Annotated in this window: 16 protein-coding genes; 13 read left to right on the top strand and 3 right to left on the bottom strand. The window is 53.1% G+C overall.

Annotated elements, in window-relative coordinates:
* Window positions 1-6: 6 nt before the first annotated feature.
* Both IMCC3135_RS29420 and IMCC3135_RS29415 read left to right on the top strand, forming a co-directional pair.
* A complete protein-coding gene (locus tag IMCC3135_RS29420; protein WP_088920831.1) occupies window positions 7-1,935 on the top strand; it encodes a hypothetical protein in 1,929 nt (642 codons plus the stop codon).
* Entirely contained in the window at window positions 1,932-3,923 is a 1,992-nt protein-coding gene (locus IMCC3135_RS29415; protein ID WP_088920830.1) for an ABC transporter permease subunit, read from the top strand. The genes IMCC3135_RS29420 and IMCC3135_RS29415 overlap by 4 nt, the downstream gene beginning before the upstream one ends.
* Here IMCC3135_RS29415 and IMCC3135_RS29410 read toward each other — a convergent pair.
* Window positions 3,906-6,395, bottom strand: a complete 2,490-nt coding sequence (locus IMCC3135_RS29410; protein WP_157736349.1) for a bifunctional diguanylate cyclase/phosphodiesterase — start codon at window positions 6,393-6,395, stop codon at window positions 3,906-3,908. The two genes, IMCC3135_RS29415 and IMCC3135_RS29410, sit on opposite strands and share 18 nt — an antisense overlap.
* 241 nt (window positions 6,396-6,636) lie before the next feature.
* Entirely contained in the window at window positions 6,637-7,026 is a 390-nt protein-coding gene (locus IMCC3135_RS29405) for a DUF3293 domain-containing protein (RefSeq protein ID WP_169727546.1), read from the bottom strand.
* Between the two features lie 465 nt (window positions 7,027-7,491).
* On the opposite strand from IMCC3135_RS29405, the gene metH reads away from it, so the two are divergent.
* The 8 genes from metH to IMCC3135_RS29365 all read left to right on the top strand — a co-directional run bounded on the left by metH (window position 7,492) and on the right by IMCC3135_RS29365 (window position 16,837).
* Window positions 7,492-11,184, top strand: a complete 3,693-nt coding sequence (gene metH / locus IMCC3135_RS29400; protein ID WP_088920827.1) for a methionine synthase — start codon at window positions 7,492-7,494, stop codon at window positions 11,182-11,184.
* Window positions 11,185-11,464: 280 nt separating this feature from the next.
* Window positions 11,465-11,722 (top strand): 30S ribosomal protein S16, encoded by a 258-nt coding sequence (gene rpsP / locus IMCC3135_RS29395; protein ID WP_088920826.1) that lies wholly within the window; start codon window positions 11,465-11,467, stop codon window positions 11,720-11,722.
* Between the two features lie 7 nt (window positions 11,723-11,729).
* Window positions 11,730-12,281 (top strand): ribosome maturation factor RimM, encoded by a 552-nt coding sequence (gene rimM, locus IMCC3135_RS29390; RefSeq protein WP_088920825.1) that lies wholly within the window; start codon window positions 11,730-11,732, stop codon window positions 12,279-12,281.
* Window position 12,282: 1 nt separating this feature from the next.
* Window positions 12,283-13,047, top strand: coding sequence for a tRNA (guanosine(37)-N1)-methyltransferase TrmD (gene trmD / locus IMCC3135_RS29385; RefSeq protein WP_088920824.1), 765 nt, complete (start codon window positions 12,283-12,285; stop codon window positions 13,045-13,047).
* Between the two features lie 2 nt (window positions 13,048-13,049).
* The gene (gene rplS / locus IMCC3135_RS29380; RefSeq protein ID WP_088920823.1) at window positions 13,050-13,394 is read left to right on the top strand and encodes a 50S ribosomal protein L19; all 345 of its coding nucleotides are present in this window, start codon (window positions 13,050-13,052) and stop codon (window positions 13,392-13,394) included.
* A 484-nt stretch (window positions 13,395-13,878) separates the two neighbouring features.
* Complete coding sequence (gene htpG, locus IMCC3135_RS29375; RefSeq protein ID WP_088922154.1) at window positions 13,879-15,801, top strand: molecular chaperone HtpG; 1,923 nt, start codon at window positions 13,879-13,881, stop codon at window positions 15,799-15,801.
* Window positions 15,802-16,039: 238 nt separating this feature from the next.
* Entirely contained in the window at window positions 16,040-16,480 is a 441-nt protein-coding gene (locus IMCC3135_RS29370; protein WP_236994687.1) for a c-type cytochrome, read from the top strand.
* Window positions 16,481-16,837 carry a c-type cytochrome gene (locus IMCC3135_RS29365; RefSeq protein WP_335589287.1) on the top strand — a complete coding sequence of 119 codons (357 nt, stop codon included), beginning with the start codon at window positions 16,481-16,483 and terminating at the stop codon, window positions 16,835-16,837.
* Window positions 16,838-16,963: 126 nt separating this feature from the next.
* Here IMCC3135_RS29365 and IMCC3135_RS29360 read toward each other — a convergent pair whose 3' ends face one another.
* Entirely contained in the window at window positions 16,964-17,263 is a 300-nt protein-coding gene (locus tag IMCC3135_RS29360; protein WP_088920822.1) for a YcgL domain-containing protein, read from the bottom strand.
* A 30-nt stretch (window positions 17,264-17,293) separates the two neighbouring features.
* On the opposite strand from IMCC3135_RS29360, the gene IMCC3135_RS29355 reads away from it, so the two are divergent.
* From IMCC3135_RS29355 to folK, 3 genes are read left to right on the top strand one after another with little or no spacing between them, the layout of a single operon-like run.
* Complete coding sequence (locus IMCC3135_RS29355) at window positions 17,294-17,722, top strand: RNA-binding S4 domain-containing protein (protein WP_236994686.1); 429 nt, start codon at window positions 17,294-17,296, stop codon at window positions 17,720-17,722.
* Window positions 17,715-19,340 carry a polynucleotide adenylyltransferase PcnB gene (gene pcnB / locus IMCC3135_RS29350; protein ID WP_157736348.1) on the top strand — a complete coding sequence of 542 codons (1,626 nt, stop codon included), beginning with the start codon at window positions 17,715-17,717 and terminating at the stop codon, window positions 19,338-19,340. Before IMCC3135_RS29355 ends, pcnB begins: the two co-directional genes overlap by 8 nt.
* Window positions 19,341-19,364: 24 nt before the next feature.
* Window positions 19,365-19,850 (top strand): 2-amino-4-hydroxy-6-hydroxymethyldihydropteridine diphosphokinase, encoded by a 486-nt coding sequence (gene folK / locus IMCC3135_RS29345; RefSeq protein ID WP_205737773.1) that lies wholly within the window; start codon window positions 19,365-19,367, stop codon window positions 19,848-19,850.
* Window positions 19,851-19,860: the final 10 nt, after the last annotated feature.

The following is a 19,860-nucleotide window of genomic DNA, read 5'->3' as shown; positions in this document are numbered from 1 at the left end:
ATACTCATGGCGCTCAGCTCCCTGTTAGGCAAGGATATTCGCGAACACCGCCTGGCGGCTGTGTTTCTCGGTGGCGGTGCATTGGCCATGGTGTTGTTGTTGCTCGCCTGGAATAGCGAAGCTCCCTACAGCATGAGTCCGTTCGAGATAGTGCGATTTGCTCTGATGAGCTTTTTGCCGCTTATCGCTCTGATCGTCGGTAATCGCCTGATTGTGCGCGAATATCTGAGTGGCACACGACTGTTTGTCGAGGCATTGCCCGTCGGTCCGACCCTGCCACTGTTACTCAAATTTTTGCTGGGGTGGTTCTACCTGGCCACACTGGCAGTAGTCATGGTGTTGATGGCAGCTCATGAGGCTGGCATTGCAGATGATGTCACGCAGGATTACGTACTGCTGATCATCGGCAAGACACTGATCATGACCTCACTCTACTGGAGTGTTGTCTTCTGTTTTTCTCTGTGTGGTCACTTGCGTATTGCCTTGTATCTGGTCAGTGCAGCCTTGATTGCATTGATTGCCTGGTATCCGGGTATTGACTCGGGACGTGTTGCACCGTTCGGGTTGATGGATGATCAATTGTTTGTCTTCGAACGAGACCTTGTGCCCTGGTGTGACATGCTGGGTACGATCTTCATGGCACTGATGTTCACCCTCGCAGGTTTTATCCTGACACGCGTAGGCGAAGGCTCAGTGGTTGAACGTCTTGCCAAACCCATGACGCGACGCGACTATGTGGCACTGGGAGTACTGGCGGCGTCGGGGCTGGCAATCTGGACAAGTCTGCTGGAAAAGAACAGCCGTGAGCCGGTGGAGTTTTCCAGTGAATACGTGGTGCGGATGAGCGATCCTGCCGTGTCGGTGTTGTATCTGGAAGATGACTATGAGGCTTCGGCCCAGAGACTGGCGCAGCGCTTGAGCAAGTCGCTGAGTTCGCTGCAGGCATCATTGGGAATAGCGCAGATGCCTGATGTCAAACTGGCGCTGGCTCCGGAACGCAAGCCGCATGAATTCGACTATGCGACCGCCGATGGGGTCTTCATTACGGCTAACTGGTTGCAGCATGATAGCTACGATGACGCCATTCTGGACTCCGTCATCCTGCATGGAGTGCTCAGTGCTCAGACCGGTGGGCGTGCAATGTTCGAACCCTATCATTGGGTGCTTGATGGGTTTACTCGCTGGTGGGTAGAGCATGGAGCAGATGGCCTCAACCCTGAGCATCAGGCTGAGCTTGTAGCACGTGCTCTATGGGTACTGGAGACAGAGCCTGCGGCCGCACAGCTGATCACACGCTGGCAGCTGAGCGCCGATAGATTTTCGTACCCCAGTGCGGAGAGTCTGGCATGGGCGGCAATGATGTATCTGGAGCAGAGTCAGGGACGTGAAAAGGTACTGGCCCTGGCTAATGAATTTCTGGTTCGTCCGGTTGCCGGCAATACTATCGGTAGCCTTAAGGACCGGCGTGTGAAAGTTGGCTTGCGACTGGAGAAGGTGCTGGGCATGCCGATAGAATCGTTTCAGACAGCCTGGCAGGCCTGGCTGCTTGCGCAGCGCGATGATGAATCGGTGCAGCGCTATCTGTCCTCCATTCCTGCGCTGACAGGACGTTTGAGTATGGGGCGTACGGCCGAAGGGGCGCAGCAGGTCGAGGCCTGGTATGAGCCAGCAACCAGCACCTTGAACCTGCAGACAGATCTGTCGCGGCTGAGCGGGAAATGCATCATGAAACACGACTACATTGGTCCCTTCGATACAGAGCTGGAAGTCAGCGATGAATACGAAGATATTGCCGCGTGTCGGACTGACATGAAGGCGCATGTGTTGGACAGCTACTACTCACCAGGTGATCGAGTCTACTTTGCACTGGATTACGAAGGCCCTGTATTTCATCAGCCAATACGGTTGCATGCTGAACGTTTGACGATCCAATGATCCGCTTGATAGCCAAAGAACTGAGACAATTACTACCCATTGCCTACTTGTGGCTGGCGGTACTGGTGCTTGGGTACGCCATGCAGTTCTTTACCGAGCGTGCGGATGAGAAAACGTTCGGGGGCTGGTGCGAAGGTTATTGTGAATACAGCAGTAATGCTGCTGTGGCTGTGTTTCTGGTCCTGCTGGCATTGGTGACAGCCTATAGCCTGTTCCCTCGGGAGCATGATGATGCGACGATTGACTTTCTGCGTGCCTTGCCGGTGTCACGCAAGGCTGTATTCATTGCCAAGGTTGCCGCTGCCTGGATACTGCTGTGTCTTATCAACATACTGAGCTATGGAATCGACTGGGCGTTGCTGACAAGTAATCCGGAATCCATAGGCGGGTTGTTCTACACGCAGGTGTGGGCAACTCTGCTTTGGCGTGATTGCCTGTTCATGTTCATCATTCTGTCTCACGGCGTGCTGCTGTCCTGGTTCCGCACGCTTGGACTGGTTATCTACGGACTTTACCTGGTCGGGTTGATGTGGGCTGAAAGCGCACTGGGTACATCCGGTAACTGGAGCATCTTCAGTCTCCTGTCTAATGAATATCAGGGCTCCTCGCTGATCGTCAACAAAGATGCTCTGGCAATTCATACCGGCATTGCACTTCTCATGCTGCTGATCGCCTATCGACTGTGGAATCGTACCGACTCCAGTACGTCTGGCAAACCCAGCTCGTCACGGGGCATGCGGGTGGTGAATGTCCTGTTCAGTATCGTCGGGTTTCTGGGGCTGGGACTGATGCTGGCTTATCGGATCGGTGTCGACACGGGCAAGGCCGAAGGTGAAAGTCTGACTGTCACAGCGACGGAGCATTATCGCTTTGTCTATGACGTCAAACGTGAGCAAGTAGTGGGGTATATAGCCGAGCATGCCGAGGATGATCTGCAGGCTCTGGGTGAGATTCTGGGGGTGAGCAATCTTCCGAAGATTCGTGTTGATCTGTCTGCCAGCAGTGAGCATGCGGCAGGGCTTGCCAAGTGGAAAAAGATCCAGATGGACCTGGATGCATTTAGTGAAGATGTCTCACAACGTCGAGTGCTCAGTCACGAGACTGCACACGTTTTGCAGGCGGTGGAATCCGAACGGGCGTTGGCTGAAAATTACGCGGCTGCCAAATTTTTCATTGAAGGTATGGCGCAATATACCTCTTTCGAAGTTGTGCCGGAAAACGAGCGTCGGCGTAGCAACTGGGAGCTGGCCAGCGTTGCCTGGCAGCGGCAGAAGATTCGCTTCGACGATCTGATAGATTCGGCAGGGTTTGCACAGAAGTTTGATGCAGAGTTGCATTATAGTCTGGGTGATTTATGGACTCGTGCCATGGTTGATACTTGCGGCTTGTCATCATTGGGTGACTTTCTGCGTGCAAGCTCCAGAGAAGGTGCGGTTCGCGATTTGCCAGCAGCTATCTTCTGGAGAGATACAACTCGCGCAATCGGCTGTGATCTGGATACAGTCAATGCAACGTGGCGCCAGCAGATGAGTGAGCTGTATCAAGAAGTGGACGGGCGACATTATCCAGAGTTTTCGGATGTCGTTATCCAGCGTGATCCAGACACCCGGCAGGTCAGATTGACAGCCCGGCTCAAGCCCGCAGAATCGCAAGCGGAAAATGCAGCTGTGAACGACGCTGATAATGACGAGGGGGAGGCTGGCTCCAAACCGGAAGAGCTGATATCTCCTGCGCGATTTATCGTGCGTATCGGAGGCATTTCAACACAGTTGGCAGGTGGGGTCGATCCGGTTTTCAAAGGGCAGATGACAGGTGAGCAGGGTGATCAGAGAGTCGAATTTCTGATACCAGACTACGCCATCGCTGGCGATCGATTCCGCTTCCAGTTGGGTTTTACGCCTTCTGCTGATGCTCGCTACTACTACGAAAGCTGGCGGCGTGGAAGCGCCGCCAGCAGCGTTATGCCAGAATCATCCGGCGAGTCGTAGCGATACATCCCGATTCAATCGCTCACCAACACTGGGGGATGAAGACTTTCCCCAGCGGGTTATAAAATCCACGCCACGTTGTGGTCTGTCGAAAAGATACCCCTGAAAGTAGGTGACGCCCAGGTTGTGCAGTGCTGCCATCTGCTCGCGGGTCTCAACTCCCTCGACGATGATGTCAAGTCTGCGCTCCTCACAGATGGACACGACATGCGGTGCAACAATGGCGTCACTGAGCAGGCGTCGATCAATTTTCGCGATATCCGGCTGTAGCCTTGCAGTGTGTCCCAGGTTCATGGGGTCAGTGCCCAGCTTGTCGAGTGCGACAGCGACACCCAGCATGCGCAGGTGCGCCAGAAGCAGTGGGTCAACGGCTGCGTTGGGCGGCAGTTCGATAATCACCTGCTCGGGTTTGACAGCGGAGGCCTTTAACTGATTTTGCAGTGTGGCGCTGAACTCAGGCTCATTCAATGAATGGGCGGTAAGGTTGAGCGACAGACGGAAGTCTTCACCGACAACACCTGATGCGCGCCAGCGGGCCAGGGAGCTCAGAGCTCGAGTAAGTACCCGCCTGTCCAGCTCTGTCCCCAATTCAATAGACTCGACATCGTTCATGAAATCCTGTGGCAGCACGATGCCGCCATCGCGAGAGCGGATACGAACGAATGCTTCTGCTCCAGCCAGTGCATAGGTTCCAGGGCGCTTGAACGAGACGATGGGCTGAAACCAGATCTCCAGTCGATCTTCCTTGAGGGCGCGCTCCACGGTTCTTGTCGCCATGCTGCCTCTGGAGCGTGCGTTCTGCTTTGCCTTCTTTTGTTCGTACATCAGGATGTCAGCCTCCATCAGTACATCGTCCAGAGACTTTGTTTCACTGGATGTCGCAAGACCGATGCTGCAACTGAGCTGGTGCAAGCCCTTGCTGGTAGTGATGGCTTCGTCGAAAGCGCAATGCAGTGACAAGGCAGTCTCGGTGGCAGCAGCTTCGCCGCAGCCGGGCAGAATCACCACAAATTCGTCTCCACCCCAGCGTGCCAGAGTGACACCGTCGCCGATCTGATCTGAAAGTCTCTGTGAAACGGTGATCAGTACTTCATCGCCCGCAGCATGTCCATACAGATCGTTGACATCCTTGAAGCCATTCAGGTCCAGAAACATGACTGAGTGCTGGCTCTGTCTATCGTTATTAAGCTGCTCGATCACATTGTTGGCGTACTTGCGATTAAGCAGGCCGGTGAGTTCATCGTGCAATGCCTGATGTCGTAATCGAGCTTCCACTTCCGTGCGAATTTGCTGGTCAGACTCCAGATCCCTTGCCAGGGTATCGATGGTTCTGGCCAGATTGCCGATTTCATCCTGTGCGAAATCGTTGACACGCGTAGTGAGATCACCACTCATTATCTTGTGTGCGGCTGCCGCCGTGCGTTTGAGCCGCTGGGCAATGGGCACCAGGCAAAACATGTAGCACACCAGTACAAAGGCGATGGAGGAGAAAGTCGTGATCATCAGCACGTGGCGTAGTTCGTTGACCGGACCAAAGGCTTCGGAGGTGTCAACTTTGACAACCAGGCCCCAGCCGGTAGCCGGTATGGTTTCTATGGCCAGGATACTGTCTACGCCGCGATAATCCCGAGCATGCAAGATACGTCCACGTGGCGCATCCAAGGCCTGATTGATGGGCAGGTTTTTAGACTTGGGAATGATCTTGCTGAATGCTGAAGTACGGTCGAATCGTAGCTCCGTCAGGAACTGAGCATCGCCGTTTAGCATGGGCTGCGCGATATGGGCTTCGCTGCTCTTGCTGACCTGTTCGTGTTTTGAAATCAGATCGACAATGGGGTTGAGCCGGGTTTCCAGCATCAGTGCGCCAACCACTTCACCACTATTAGCGATGATAGGCGATACGATTCCCAGTCTTGTTTGATCGCTCACGCTGAGAAATGCCTCGCCGAAAGAGGTCTTTACCGTGTTGATGGATCGCGTTAGCAAATCAGAGTCGATAGGCTCCCAGGTATATCCCATGGTTTCGCCCAGCGTCTTGCCCGTTATGTCGACAATTCTCAACTCAACGATATTGGAACCGACGATACCTGCTTTTCTCTGCAGTGCCAGAGCGAGTTGCTGGAGTGGCCAATCGCTGGCAAGGTCAATGATCGCTATGCCGTCAATGCCACCAATGCTGGTATTCAACAGTGTGCTCGTGTCATGGCCAGCGAGTCGGGCCTGACGGAATTCATTGGATGCATCGACGAATTCTTTGACATGCGTGTCAGAGGCCAGATTTCTGGCGTCTTGGGCATATGTAGTCAGAATTTCGTTGATGCGAGCCGCTTCCAGACGTTGCGTATTAGACAACGACGATTCTGTGCGCTCGACCAGTTGGTTTTCCAGCAGATTGATTGTGACGAGACTGACGGCAACTATCGGTAGCAATACTGCCAACAGACAGAGAACGAGCTTTGCGCGTATTCCCATGGCATTGTTTCCTTGACGTACTTCGAAATCGATATTCCAGCTCAAACGTTAGATGAGCGAGAAACGTAAAAAACTGTGTCGCAGAATTCATGCCGGATAAGGTGAACTGGTGAACGTTTGAAGACAAAGTTAGCCACAAGTATCAAATGTGGCATAAACATTAATATTTGGATATTTTCAGAAGGGTGATTGCCTCAGTGTTTAGGCTTGTTTTTCAGATAATTGCGGGCGAATTACCCTGTTACATTACAGCTTCGTTATTCGTGTTCGGCAGATCTGTGTCTGTATTCAGCATCAGCAGCTGAGGTACCGCATCTTTGTCACACCAGATGATTGCCAGTTGATCAAATGAGGTACCTATGCGGATCGCTTCCTGATATACGATACCCAGCACCAGTAAGCTGCGCTCACCTGGCCAGTCCGACTTTTCATCACCATCGAGGCCAATGCCGGGGAATGCGGTATATCTCATCGATGTTATGTCCCGCTGAAGTTTTGCTTCAGCCTGCAGATTGTCGGTGTCCGAAATTTTGACGCCTCCCGGGTTTGCCGCCGTCAAAAAAGCCGCCGACTGACACCGATGGGACTGATACACCCGTTGTAGCGCGTCAGAAAATTGCCCCACACGCATCACAAATGGCTCATCCCCCTCCACACAATATCTCGCCCCCCGATACACCCCCTCCAAACTCATTGGGTCGGACCACCGTAAGTAATTGAATAATAAATAAATACCCGCATATCAATGCCCATAAAGCCCCCTAACTGCCCGATTTAGTGTGAATTAAGCCCATTTAAGCCTCAAAATACGGCTAAATAACGCAAATGATCGCTAAAACGCTGGATCGTGGTTGAAAATATCCAAAGCACGAGCTGTTGAACAATCCATGCCCATGTGCGAAACCATACGGATTGTGAAGTTAGCGGAGCGCTTATCGGAATAGGCGACCCTTTATGATGGTTCATCTGCACGAGGTGGTCTCAAAACTGCACCGGCGCCAACATCACAATACGTATACAATCACCAAATAAGGATATAAGCATTTCTTTATGTTTATACTATTTTCTTCAATACTTACGGGTTTCTGACGAGATAATGGGCGATCAAGTAGATACAGGTGCAGCGCTTGACCTGAAACAGATACTCGCGGAACGGATCCTGATGCTGGATGGTGCCATGGGCACCATGATTCAGAAGCACAAGCTGACGGAAGAGGACTTTCGAGGCGAGCGCTTCGCTGATTGGCAGAGTGATCTTCGTGGCAACAATGACCTGCTTTCGATCACGCAGCCGCAGATCATTACGGATATCCATAATGCCTTCCTGGCTGCCGGTGCCGATGTCATCGAGACCAACACCTTCAATGCCAATTCTGTCTCGATGGCAGATTACAACATGCAGGAACAGGTGCGAGAGTTGAATCTGGTCAGTGCGAAGCTGGCGCGCGATTGTGCCGATGCGGCGACCGCGCAAAACCCTGATAAACCCCGATTTGTCGCAGGGGTGCTTGGGCCCACCAATCGCACGGCTTCGCTGTCACCCAAGGTGGAAGACCCGGGTTATCGCAATATCACTTTCGCCGACTTGGACAAGAATTATTACGAGGCGACTGATGCGTTGATGGACGGAGGTGTTGATTTCATTCTGATTGAAACCATCTTCGATACGCTCAACGCCAAGGCGGCCATCTTTGCCGTCAATCGAGTCTTTGACGATCGCGGTGTTCGTCTGCCGATCGCCATCTCCGGAACCATTACCGATGCTTCCGGACGCACGCTTTCGGGACAAACTCCAGAAGCCTTCTGGAACTCGGTGCGGCACGCCAAACCTTTGTTCATCGGTTTGAACTGCGCATTGGGCCCATCCCAGCTACGTGAGCACGTGCAGGAGCTGTCTCGTATTGCAGACACTCATGTGAGTGTGCATCCCAATGCCGGTCTGCCGAATGCCTTTGGCGGTTACGATGAAACACCTCGTCAGATGGCGGAAGAGATCGCCGAGTGGGTGCGCGCCGGTTATATCAACATGGTGGGTGGGTGCTGCGGTACGACGCCAGAGCATATTGCTGCAATTTACGATGCCGTCAGGGATGAATCTCCACGTGTAATACCCACGCTGGATCTGTCCTGTCGCCTGTCAGGGCTTGAGGCCTGCAATTTGCGCGAAGACAGCCTGTTCGTCAATGTCGGTGAGCGTACCAATGTGACCGGCTCTGCAAAGTTCCTGCGACTCGTCAAGAATGCACAGTATGAAGAGGCGCTGGATGTCGCTCGGCAACAGGTCGACGACGGTGCGCAGATTATCGATGTCAATATGGATGAAGGCTTGCTGGATTCGAAGGCCGTCATGGTGCGTTTTCTTCATCTGATTGCATCTGAGCCTGATATTTCACGCATTCCCGTGATGATTGATTCGTCAAAATGGTCAGTGATAGAAGCAGGCTTGCAGTGTTTGCAAGGTAAATGCGTCATCAATTCGATCAGTATGAAAGAAGGTGAAGAGGAATTTCTTCGGCAGGCCAAGCTGGCTCAACGCTATGGGGCTGCAGTTGTAGTAATGGCTTTCGACGAAGAAGGTCAGGCCGATACGATCGAGCGCAAGGTCAATATCTGTCAACGAGCGCATGATCTGTTGGTCAGCGAGTTGGATTTTGACCCCTGCGATATTATTTTCGACCCCAACATTTTCGCCATTGCTACTGGTATAGAAGAGCATAATGGCTACGGCGTCGCCTTTATAGAAGCTGTTCGGCAGATTCGCCAGAACATGCCAGGTGTCATGGTCAGTGGTGGTGTCTCCAACGTATCCTTCTCATTTCGTGGCAATAATACTGTCAGAGAGGCGATACACGCGGTGTTCTTGTACCACGCCATCAGGGCGGGTTTGAGCATGGGCATCGTGAATGCCGGCCAGTTGGCTGTGTTGGAAGAATTGCCAAAAGAATTGGTAGAGGCCGTCGAAGATGCGGTGCTTGCACGGCGCGAGGATGCCACCGATCGTCTTATTGACATCGCTGAAAAATATCGCGGTGACAATCAGCAGGTGGAAAAGCAGACCGACGCCTGGCGCGAGTTGCCTTTGCGCGAGCGTATCGAGCATGCACTGGTAAAGGGCCTGGATGCGCATATAGAGACGGATGTGGAAGAGGCGCGGCTCGCCATGGACAAGCCACTCGATGTTATTGAAGGTCCGCTGATGGACGGCATGAATCGAGTGGGTGATCTGTTTGGTGCGGGCAAGATGTTTCTGCCTCAAGTGGTGAAGTCGGCGCGCGTCATGAAGAAGGCGGTTGCGCACTTGTTGCCCTATATGGAAGACGATGATAGTGGGCAGCGCAGTGCCGGCAAAGTGTTGATGGCAACCGTCAAGGGTGATGTGCATGATATCGGCAAGAACATCGTTGGCGTGGTTCTGCAGTGCAACGGGTATGAGGTCATCGACCTTGGGGTTATGGTGTCATCCAGTCGAATTCTGGAAGAGGCACGTACGCACAAGGTGGACATGATCGGATTGTCCGGTCTGATTACGCCTTCGCTCGAAGAGATGGTGCACGTGGCGCAGGAGCTGCAGCGAGAAGAGTTTGCCCTGCCGTTACTGATTGGCGGGGCGACCACCTCGCGGATGCATACTGCGGTCAAGATCAGTGAGCATTATCACCAGCCGGTTGTCCATGTCATGGATGCATCGCGCTGTGTACAGGTGGCAAGCTCTTTGATGAGTGATACGCATCGGCCGTTATTCGAACAGGATCTGGAGGAGGACTACGAGCGTTATCGCAAGCGTTTTGCCGACAAGAACAGTCAGCTTGATCTGATGGATATCGAGGCTGCCAGAAGCAATGGCCTGCAGATCGACTGGCAGGAATCGCCCATCTCGAAGCCTGCGTTTACCGGGGTGAAGGTGATCGACGATGTCTCGCTCGCAACGCTGGCGGAATTCATTGACTGGACGCCGTTTTTCCATACATGGGAGCTGCGTGGAAAATATCCCCGAATTCTCAAGGATCCGACGGTAGGTCAGGAAGCCACTACGCTGTTCAAGGACGCGCAGGAGATGTTGGCAAAATTTATCGAATCCGGCACGGTGACGGCAAAAGGTGTGGTCGGGATCTTTCCCGCCAATTCGATCAATGTGGATGATATTGCGGTGTATGCGGACGAGTCGCGTCAGGAGCCGGTCGATGTCATTCATTGTCTGCGTCAGCAGCGTCGATTTCCGGATGGCAGGCCCAATCTGTCGTTATCTGATTTTATTGCACCATCTGATCTGGGAATCGAGGATTACATTGGCATGTTCGCGGTGACCGCGGGTCTCGGGCTGGATGAGGTCGTGGCCGAATACGATAAGGATAATGATGTTTACAACAGCATCATGGTCAAGGCGATTGCTGATCGACTGGCCGAAGCCTTTGCCGAATACCTGCACCTGGAAGTACGCAAGCAGTTGTGGGGTTACGCACCGGCTGAGGCGCTGGAGAGCGATGAGCTGATCAAGGAGCGCTATGAAGGTATCCGGCCAGCGCCGGGTTACCCTGCCAATCCGGATCATCGTCAGAAAGAGGTGATATGGCGCATGATCGATCCTCTGGGCAATGCGGGAATCAGCATTACCGAGAGTTTGGCCATGATGCCGGCCTCGTCGGTCAGTGGGTTCTATTTTGCCAATCCGCAGAGCCGATATTTCGGTTTGGGCAAGTTGACCAAGAGTCAGCTCGTTGATTACGTAGAGCGACGTGATGAGCCATTGGCTGAGTCAGAGCGTTGGTTAGCCAGTTCTCTGGCTTACTGATTTGATACCTGTAAGTGTGAACATTTGCTCATTTACGTTAAGGATGAAGCCCTTAACGGCCGTTATTGCGGGTTGATCGGGCGATTTAAGCGTGAAAAAGCGTCATCTTGGTTCTGGAATTTTCGAAATATCAAGAGCTTGTGGTGGTCCGACCCAATGGTGGGGAATTTTTTGGGTCGGTTGTTGGCGTGGGGCGCGAAATTGCGTATCATTGGGAGTTCCCTTCCGGCGGCACTGTTGTGTGGCCTCGTTTTAGTATTTTTTTAGGAATTAAAGGCTCATGGTCACAATCCGCTTATCTCGCGGTGGCGCTAAGAAGCAACCTTTCTATCATGTGGTTGCTACTGACAGTCGTGCACGTCGTGATGGTCGTTACATTGAAAGACTGGGTTACTACAATCCTGTTGCTCGTGGTGATGCCACTGAAGTTCGTCTCGACATGGAACGTGTTGATTACTGGATCGGTGTTGGCGCTCAAATGAGTGACCGCGTATCCAAGATCGTTAAAGATCACCGCAAGGTAAGCGCAGCAGCCTGAGGCTGTTGTGTCTTCCGTTGTAACGAGTAATGCTGTGCCTGCCGATCGCGTGCTGCTGGGTCATATCACTGGCATCTACGGTCTGAAAGGCTGGGTCAAGGTTCATTCAGACACCAACCCGCGCGACAACATCGTGACCTACAAGTCATGGTGGATGGAGCAGGGTGGTAACTGGAAAGAGGTGCGAGTGCTTCAGGGTAGGCCGCAGGGTAAAACCATCGTGGCGCAGCTGGAAGGATTCGAAACTCCTGAAGAGGCGGGTACGCTGATTGGTGCAAGTATCGCCATCAGTCGCATTGCCATGCCTGAACCGGCAAAGGGCGAGTATTATTGGGCTGATCTGATCGGAATGCATGTCAGAACGGTCGAAGGTGTTGATGTCGGTGCTGTTGTGCGTCTGTTCGAAACAGGTGCCAATGATGTCGTCGTGGTCTCTGACGAGCGTGAAGAGGTGGAAGGGCCGCGTGAAGTACTGGTGCCATGGCTGGTGCCGGATGTCATCACGGATGTGAATGTGAAGGATAGAGTGGTAACGATCGATTGGGATCCGGATTTCTGACGTGAAAGTTGGCGTCATTACGCTGTTTCCCGAATTGATGGATGGGGCGCTTGAGCACGGGGTGATCGGGCGGGCAAGAACAAAGGGTCAGTTGGAGTTGGAATTATCCAATCCAAGGGACCTGACCGCTGACAAGCATCGTACTGTGGATGACCGGCCCTTTGGCGGTGGTCCCGGGATGGTCATGACGCCGGCACCGTTGAGCGCAGCTATTGTTTCCCTCAAGGAAGCAATGCCTGAAGCTCCGGTGGTTTACTTGTCTCCGCAAGGTCGCCCGTTTGATCAGGCGATGGCTCGTGCCTGGCAGGCTCACGGTAGCGTGATTCTGGTGGCCGGTCGTTATGAAGGTATCGATGAGCGGGTTATTGACCGTCTCGTTGATGAGGAAGTATCGCTGGGTGATTTTGTGCTCAGTGGTGGTGAGTTTGCGGCTCTGGCGATTATCGATGCGGTAACGCGACTGGAGCCGGGTGTTTTGGGTGATCCCTTATCAGCGGAAGAGGATTCTTTCGGTATTGAGGGTTTGCTGGATTGTCCGCATTACACGCGGCCCGAGGTTTACGAAAACCAGACGGTGCCTGCCGTGCTGATGTCGGGAGATCACAAAGCCATTGCCCGCTGGCGTCGCCAGCAGTCATTGGCAAGAACAAGGGACCGACGTCCGGAGCTGCTTGAAAAAGCAGACCTGACTAAGGAAGACAAAGTATTTCTAACCAGCCTCGGACCGTCAGACGGTAACTCCGGCGCTACCATCGAAGAGCAATAGTAATGAGCAATATCATCGACGAAATCAACGCCGAGCAAATGGGCAAAGAATTGCCCACGTTCGCCGCCGGTGACACGGTTGTTGTACAGGTTCGTGTTAAAGAAGGAGACCGTGAGCGTCTGCAGGCGTTCGAAGGTGTGTGTATCGCCAAGCGTAATCGTGGCCTGCACTCGGCATTCACTGTTCGCAAGATATCTCACGGCGAAGGTGTCGAGCGTGTGTTCCAGACTTACAGCCCGCTGGTTGCTGATATCGAAGTGAAGCGTCGCGGTGATGTCCGACGTGCCAAGTTGTACTACCTGCGTGGCCTGACTGGTCGTGCTGCTCGTATCAAGGAAAAGCTGTAAGTCTGAGCTTTTTCCCGGAAAGTCTGCTCGCTATCAAAGCGAGCGGATACTCCGGCGCAAATCCCGAAGTATTACTTCGGGTTTGCACCTGACAGCCGACTGCCTGCATTGCCAGGTAAAGTCTGTAATGTATCTTTCCTGGAAAATGTCCGGGGCTGTCTGATTTGTATCTGATTGCGCCTGTACGGGTCTCTCGAACACTTCTCGAGACGCGTTGGAGCCTGACTCCTCAAGGTTGCCAGTGGGCTGTTGCCCACTCTTAACGTCAGCAATACCCGCGACAGGGTTTACAGGAATTACCTGTCTCTGTCCGCTCACGGGCTTGTACAGGCTTGATTTCTGGTCGCAGAAGCCCGATCTTCTCGACACTTTATCTATCCTAATCGTCCGTGATCCACCGGAGACCTGCTGTATGAGTGAGAAAACCGAAGCTAATATCGATTCTGCGCCGACCGAAGGTCAGGCGCCTGTTGATGGCGAAAAAATGGTCTTTCAGGCCGAGGTCAATCAGCTACTCCAGTTGATGATCCATTCGCTGTATAGCAATCAGGAAATTTTCCTGCGAGAGCTGATTTCCAACAGTTCTGATGCCTGCGACAAGTTGCGTTTCGAGTCCATCGAGAATGCTTCATTGTTGGAGAGTGATCCGGAACTTCGTGTTGTTGTCAGTGTTGACGAGGAAGCAGGTACTGTAACTGTCAGTGATAACGGTATCGGCATGAATCGCGATGAAGTGATAGCCAATATCGGCACCATCGCAAAGTCTGGTACCAAACAGTTCCTTGAATCCCTGTCAGGTGATCAAAAAGCCGATGCGAAGCTGATTGGTCAGTTTGGCGTGGGTTTCTATTCAGCCTTTGTAGTTGCAGATTCAGTCGTTCTTGTAACGCGCAAAGCGGGCGAGAATGGCGATACAGGCGTGCGTTGGGAAAGCGATGCCAGTGGCGGATACACTCTGTCAGCCGTGGACAAGCCTGTTAGAGGTACTGAAATCACGCTGAAGCTGAAAGAAGAAAGCAAGGAATTCCTGAACGACTACCGTTTGCGTGGTGTCATCAAGAAGTACTCTGATCACATTACTTTCCCGATCATGATGTTGGGAGAAGTGCCACCCGCTCCGGAGCCTGAAGAAGGCGAAGAAGCTGTGGTAGAGGAGCCGCAGGTAGCTCAGCTTGAGCAGGTCAATGATGCATCGGCGCTCTGGACTCGTCCCAAATCCACGATCAAGGATGAGGAATACCAGAATTTCTACAAGCAAGTCTGCAATGACTACGAAGATGCGCTGATCTGGTCTCACAACAAGGTGGAAGGTAATCAGGAATATACCTCGCTGCTTTACGTCCCGAAAAAAGCCCCGTTTGATCTCTACGATGGTAATCACCAGCGTAACGGCATCAAGTTGTTTGTACAGCGTGTCTTCATCATGGATGAGGCTGAAAAGCTCATGCCACGTTACCTGCGCTTTGTTCGCGGTCTGGTGGACAGCAACGATCTGCCGCTGAATGTGTCGCGGGAAATTCTGCAGGACAACAAGACCATTGATGCGATTCGCAATGCATCGATCAAGCGTGTTCTGGGCATGCTGGAAAAGCTGGCTGACAAGCAGCCGGAAGACTACGCAGGATTCTGGACTGAGTTTGGTGCCTGTCTGAAAGAGGCTCCTGGTGAAGATTTTGCCAATAAGGAGCAAGTGGCGAAGCTGTATCGTTTTGATACCACGAACAATGACAAGGTTGGTGAGCTGACGAGTCTTGACGACTACATTGCACGCATGAAGGTTGGTCAGGACAAGCTGTATTACATCACTGCTGATAGCTATCAGGCTGCCAAGAACAGCCCGCATCTGGAAATTTTCCGTGACAAGGGTATCGAAGTCTTGTTGATGCACGATCGGGTAGACGAGTGGATGATGTCTTACCTGAACGAGTACGATTCCAAGTCGTTCGTCTCTATCGCCAAAGGTGACCTGGATCTGGGCTCAATCGAAGGTGTCGAGCAGGAATCAGACGAAGTCAAGGCCGAAAAAGAGAAGAAGGCTGTTGATATCGCGCCCACCATCGAGCGCATCAAAGCGGTTCTGGGTGATACCACCAGTGATGTTCGTGCCTCGACTCGATTGACCTCTTCGCCTGCCTGTATCGTCATGGGTCAGCACGACATGGCACTGCATATGCAACAACTGCTGAAGCAGGCGGGTCATGATCTGCCTAGTAGCAAGCCGGTTCTGGAAGTTAACCCTACACATCCGATTCTGGATCTGATGGACAATGAACAGGACGATGAGCGTTTCAAGGACTGGTCCCATTTGTTGCTGGATCAGGCTCTGTTGGCAGATGGCGGGCAGTTGGAAGACAGTGCGGGTTTTGTCAAACGCATGAATGATATGTTTCTTGCCTTGAAGGCTTGAGCCAACTGCGGTACTTTGTCGACCGCGCTATATGGCGTATGCTGTGCCCGGGCAAGCTTTGTCCGGGCACAGTCAGTCTCGATAAGGGGCATGGAAATGCCCGAAAAGGCGTTGTCTTGTAAAATATCTCAATCTGGAGTTGGCGCTAAGCGCATCAACGGCTAGAATTGGGTGTCTGAGGTCTTCCCAAGCGGGAGGCTAGCCACTAATTATTCAAGAACCAGGTGTGAATCGATCAATGAAATCCACGTGTGACACAGCCTGGGCGAGCATCGGTCAGTCTATGGCCCAGCTTCCTACTGGAGTATTAACGATGCGGGGCATGGCTCTGAAAGCTTTTCAAGGTAGCAGTCGTCTGTGCCGAGCAGCATTGTTGACACTCGCAGCAAGCGTTTTGTTCCCCGGTGCTGCAGCTCTGGCAGAAGGTGATCCGGCTCTGGGCCTGGAAAAAGCCTATACCTGCCTCGGTTGTCATGGCGTCAAGCATTACGTTAATACTTACCCCACTTACCATGTGCCAAGAATTGCTGGCCAGAATCAGGAATACCTGATCGCCGCACTGCAAGCGTATCGTGGCAAGACAAGATCCCATCCAACCATGCAGGCAAACGCAAGTGCGCTTTCAGATCAGGACATCGAGGATATCGCAGCCTGGTTTTCCGCTCAGGGTGCTAAATAAATGATCATGCTCAAATTCATCAAGAGCCTCCGTATCGCTGCAGCAACGTTGCTGATTGCTGGCGTGTTCGCTGGGGCTGCGCAAGCGGCCGGTGATGCTGCTGCGGGTGCCGAAAAGGCGACCACGTGTGCAGCCTGCCACGGTGCTAACGGAATATCCGAAATAGTCACTTATCCGATTCTGGCTGGGCAGTATTCCAGCTACCTGGTACATGCGCTGCAGAGCTATCGTGACGGTACTCGTGAGAATGCCATCATGGCAGGCTTTGCAGGTGCATTGTCCGATCAGGATATCGCTGATCTGGCTGCATACTTTTCATCTCTTCCAGGGCCACTGCGCACCGCAGATCGTCCTTAAAGATCTACTTGCATGATGAGCAGCTGTTCATGAAGACAGCTGCTCAACATAAAAGGCCATACTGTCAGTGTGACGGTTTTTCAGATTGGCAGTAGTTGAGACGGGCAAACACGGGTTTGTCCGAATTCAGTCTTTTCCAGTGTTGCCCTGATGCTTGTTTTGAGCATTCCGGGCGATCTGTTCCAGTAGTTGTTCGACATCTCGAGGCATTTGTACGTGAAAGCCCTGGGATTCGAGATTCTCCAGAACGAGCTGCGTATTCTCCTGGCCCAATTTACGGTCAGGCTGCAGATCCAGAGTCATAGAGAGCTCTGGTATTCCCAGTTGTTTTCTGAGAGGTTCTGGCAAGCGTTCGAGTCCGTCTTCGTCGGCTAGATAGACGTACAAGCCATCCTTGATCGAGCTGCGATAAATGTAGCACTGCATGAGGTTAACCTTGGTTCAATGGTAGATCGGGTGCGAATAGACAAATGGTTGTGGGCTGCGCGCTTCTTCAAGACGCGTAGCCTGGCAAGCGAAGCAATTTCCCGTAACCGCGTGCGTATTGGCGGTCAGCGTATCAAGGCATCTCGCCAGGTACTTGTGGGTGATGTAATTCAGATAGAAAAGATACCTTACGAGTTCGTCGTGACGGTGTTGGCATTGAATGATCAGCGACGACCCGCCACAGAGGCGCAGGCGCTGTACGAAGAAACGGCAGAAAGCCTGCTGGCCAGACAGACCCTTGGAGAACGCCTGAAGAGTGATCGAATGGCGCACAGGGGATTGGCTGGAGAAGGCCGGCCATCCAAAAAACAACGGCGTCAGATAATTCGGTTCCAGAACCAGAATGATACATCCGATCAAGACTCGGATGCAGACGCAGACGGAGAAACGATTGCTTAAACGACTGACCGGGCTATCACGCTCGGCATTGAACAAGACTCGCGAGTTACTCGGAGCACAGCCACAGCCAGCAGCGCAAGCTGAGGCTAGCTCGGCAATAGCCGCAGAACCGGCTAGCAAACCACGCAAGCGGGGTAAGGCGCGTTCAGGCAAGCACAGCGGCCCTTTGATCGTGCCCGCTGGCGAGCATTCTGTTACCCGTAAATCCATCGGACGCTCGGCACTGAAGGTGCTGGACAAGCTGCACGAGGCAGGCCACTCGGCCTATCTGGTCGGTGGAGGTGTGCGTGATGCCTTGGTAGGGTTGAAGCCGAAAGACTTCGATATCGCTACCGATGCCAGTCCTGAGACCATCCGGGCCTTGTTTCGTAACTCGCGGATCATCGGTCGGCGTTTTCGCCTGGTGCATGTGGTGTACGGGCGTGAAATCATCGAAGTGGCCACCTTCCGGGCTGCTCACAGCAAGGGCGATGGTGGTGAGATAGGCAAGGCAGGTCGCATCGTGCGTGACAATGTGTTCGGCTCGATTGAAGAGGATGCCTACCGGCGTGATTTTTCTGTCAATGCTCTCTACTACAACATCGCAGATGGCTCTGTTGTGGATTACGTCGGTGGTCTGGCTGATCTGAAGGCGGGTGTCTTCAAACTGATTGGTGAGCCGGTAACGCGTTGCAAGGAAGATCCTGTCAGAGTGCTGCGTGCCGTACGTCTGGCCGCCAAACTGAAATTCTCAATTGACGAGCCCACTCTGGCGGCAATGAAGCAGGTTCGGACCGAGCTGAAATCAACACCGCCTCCGCGCCTGTTCGAAGAAGTTCTGAAGCTGTTCCAGGGCGGCTATGCCTTGCGCAGTTTTCATTCGGTTCGAGAGCACGATTTACTGCGCTATCTGTTTCCGATGCTGGATGAACGTCTCAAGGCGGGCGATGAGAACCTGGTCAGCATGCTGGATGCAGCACTGACCAATACTGATCGTCGTGTCGCGCAGGGTAAGCCTATTACACCGGCCTATCTGTTGGCCTTCATGCTCTGGCCGGATGTGCAAGAACAGGCAGGGCGTGATTGCGAAGCGGGTATGCGTATCAATGATGCTTTGTTCACTGCTGCAGATTCTGTGTTGTCCACGCAACTGCGTGTGATCTCCATTCCAAGGCGATTTTCAGGTCCCATGAAGGAGATCTGGCAAATGCAGCCCCGGTTGGAGAGACTGACCGGTGGACGTGCCCTGAAATTGATGGAAGATCGTCGCTTTCGGGCCGCCTATGACTTCTTGTGTCTGCGTTCGAACGTCGATGAGCGTCTCAAGGCCAGTGCCAAATGGTGGACCCGGGTACAGACGCTGAGCGAAGAGCAGCGGATCGATGCGGCGGCCAATCGCCCTGTGGCTGACGGAATCTGGCCCGATAAACGGGGTCAGGGAGCGCGTTCGGCCGAAGATGCTGACGAGGATCTTGAAATTGACGGCGGCACGCCGGGCAAATCGATAGAGGCGGCTGCAACAAGCAAGGATGCTGCTGGAAATGCGGCAAAGAAGCCACCCCGCAAGCGACGTCGTCGTCGTCGCAAGCCAGGTGGTGACAAGGGTTCGGCAGGGTCATCTTCACCACCTGCTAGCTGAGCAATGCTGAGTCAGTCGTCGCAGGTGAAGGTTTACGTTGCACTGGGTAGTAACCTGGGGCAGCGTGAACTGCACATTCAGGCAGCTTTTGATGGCATCGCAGATTTGCCCGGTGTCAGTGCTCCGCAGGCTTCTTCGTTGTATGAAACAGAGCCGATGGGGCCGCAGGATCAGCCCGATTATCTGAATGCTGTCTGCGGCTTTGATTACGATGGCCAGGCGCGCTTGCTGATGGCGCAACTGCAAGAGATTGAACGTCAGCATGGCCGGCAATATGGTGGTCAGCGCTGGGGGGCACGCCCGCTGGATCTGGATATTCTGCTTTTCGGAGAAGAGCGGATTGATGATGTTGACCTGATCATTCCGCATATCGGACTGCCTGAGCGATCCTTTGTTCTATGGCCGCTGATGGAGTTGGCTCCGACACTTGTGGTGCCGGGTATGGGATCTGTGCAGGATTTGCAGCAGGGGTGTCAGCAATTTGGCATCAAACGTCATGAGCAGGGGTAATTACCTGAAC

This window comes from Granulosicoccus antarcticus IMCC3135 (assembly GCF_002215215.1).
Lineage (GTDB): Bacteria > Pseudomonadota > Gammaproteobacteria > Granulosicoccales > Granulosicoccaceae > Granulosicoccus > Granulosicoccus antarcticus.
This window is presented reverse-complemented; position numbering and strand designations above follow the sequence as displayed.

Excerpts from the sequence above, each read along its gene's own strand:
- IMCC3135_RS29420 (WP_088920831.1), top strand. The coding sequence starts at position 7 with ATGGCGCTCAGCTCCCTGTTAGGCAAGGATATTCGCGAACACCGCCTG.
- IMCC3135_RS29405 (WP_169727546.1), bottom strand. The coding sequence starts at position 7,026 with ATGCGTGTGGGGCAATTTTCTGACGCGCTACAACGGGTGTATCAGTCC.
- IMCC3135_RS29370 (WP_236994687.1), top strand. The coding sequence starts at position 16,040 with ATGAAATCCACGTGTGACACAGCCTGGGCGAGCATCGGTCAGTCTATG.
- IMCC3135_RS29410 (WP_157736349.1), bottom strand. The coding sequence starts at position 6,395 with ATGGGAATACGCGCAAAGCTCGTTCTCTGTCTGTTGGCAGTATTGCTA.
- htpG (WP_088922154.1), top strand. The coding sequence starts at position 13,879 with ATGGTCTTTCAGGCCGAGGTCAATCAGCTACTCCAGTTGATGATCCAT.
- rpsP (WP_088920826.1), top strand. The coding sequence starts at position 11,465 with ATGGTCACAATCCGCTTATCTCGCGGTGGCGCTAAGAAGCAACCTTTC.
- rplS (WP_088920823.1), top strand. The coding sequence starts at position 13,050 with ATGAGCAATATCATCGACGAAATCAACGCCGAGCAAATGGGCAAAGAA.
- metH (WP_088920827.1), top strand. The coding sequence starts at position 7,492 with ATGGGCGATCAAGTAGATACAGGTGCAGCGCTTGACCTGAAACAGATA.
- IMCC3135_RS29415 (WP_088920830.1), top strand. The coding sequence starts at position 1,932 with ATGATCCGCTTGATAGCCAAAGAACTGAGACAATTACTACCCATTGCC.
- IMCC3135_RS29360 (WP_088920822.1), bottom strand. The coding sequence starts at position 17,263 with ATGCAGTGCTACATTTATCGCAGCTCGATCAAGGATGGCTTGTACGTC.
- IMCC3135_RS29365 (WP_335589287.1), top strand. The coding sequence starts at position 16,481 with ATGATCATGCTCAAATTCATCAAGAGCCTCCGTATCGCTGCAGCAACG.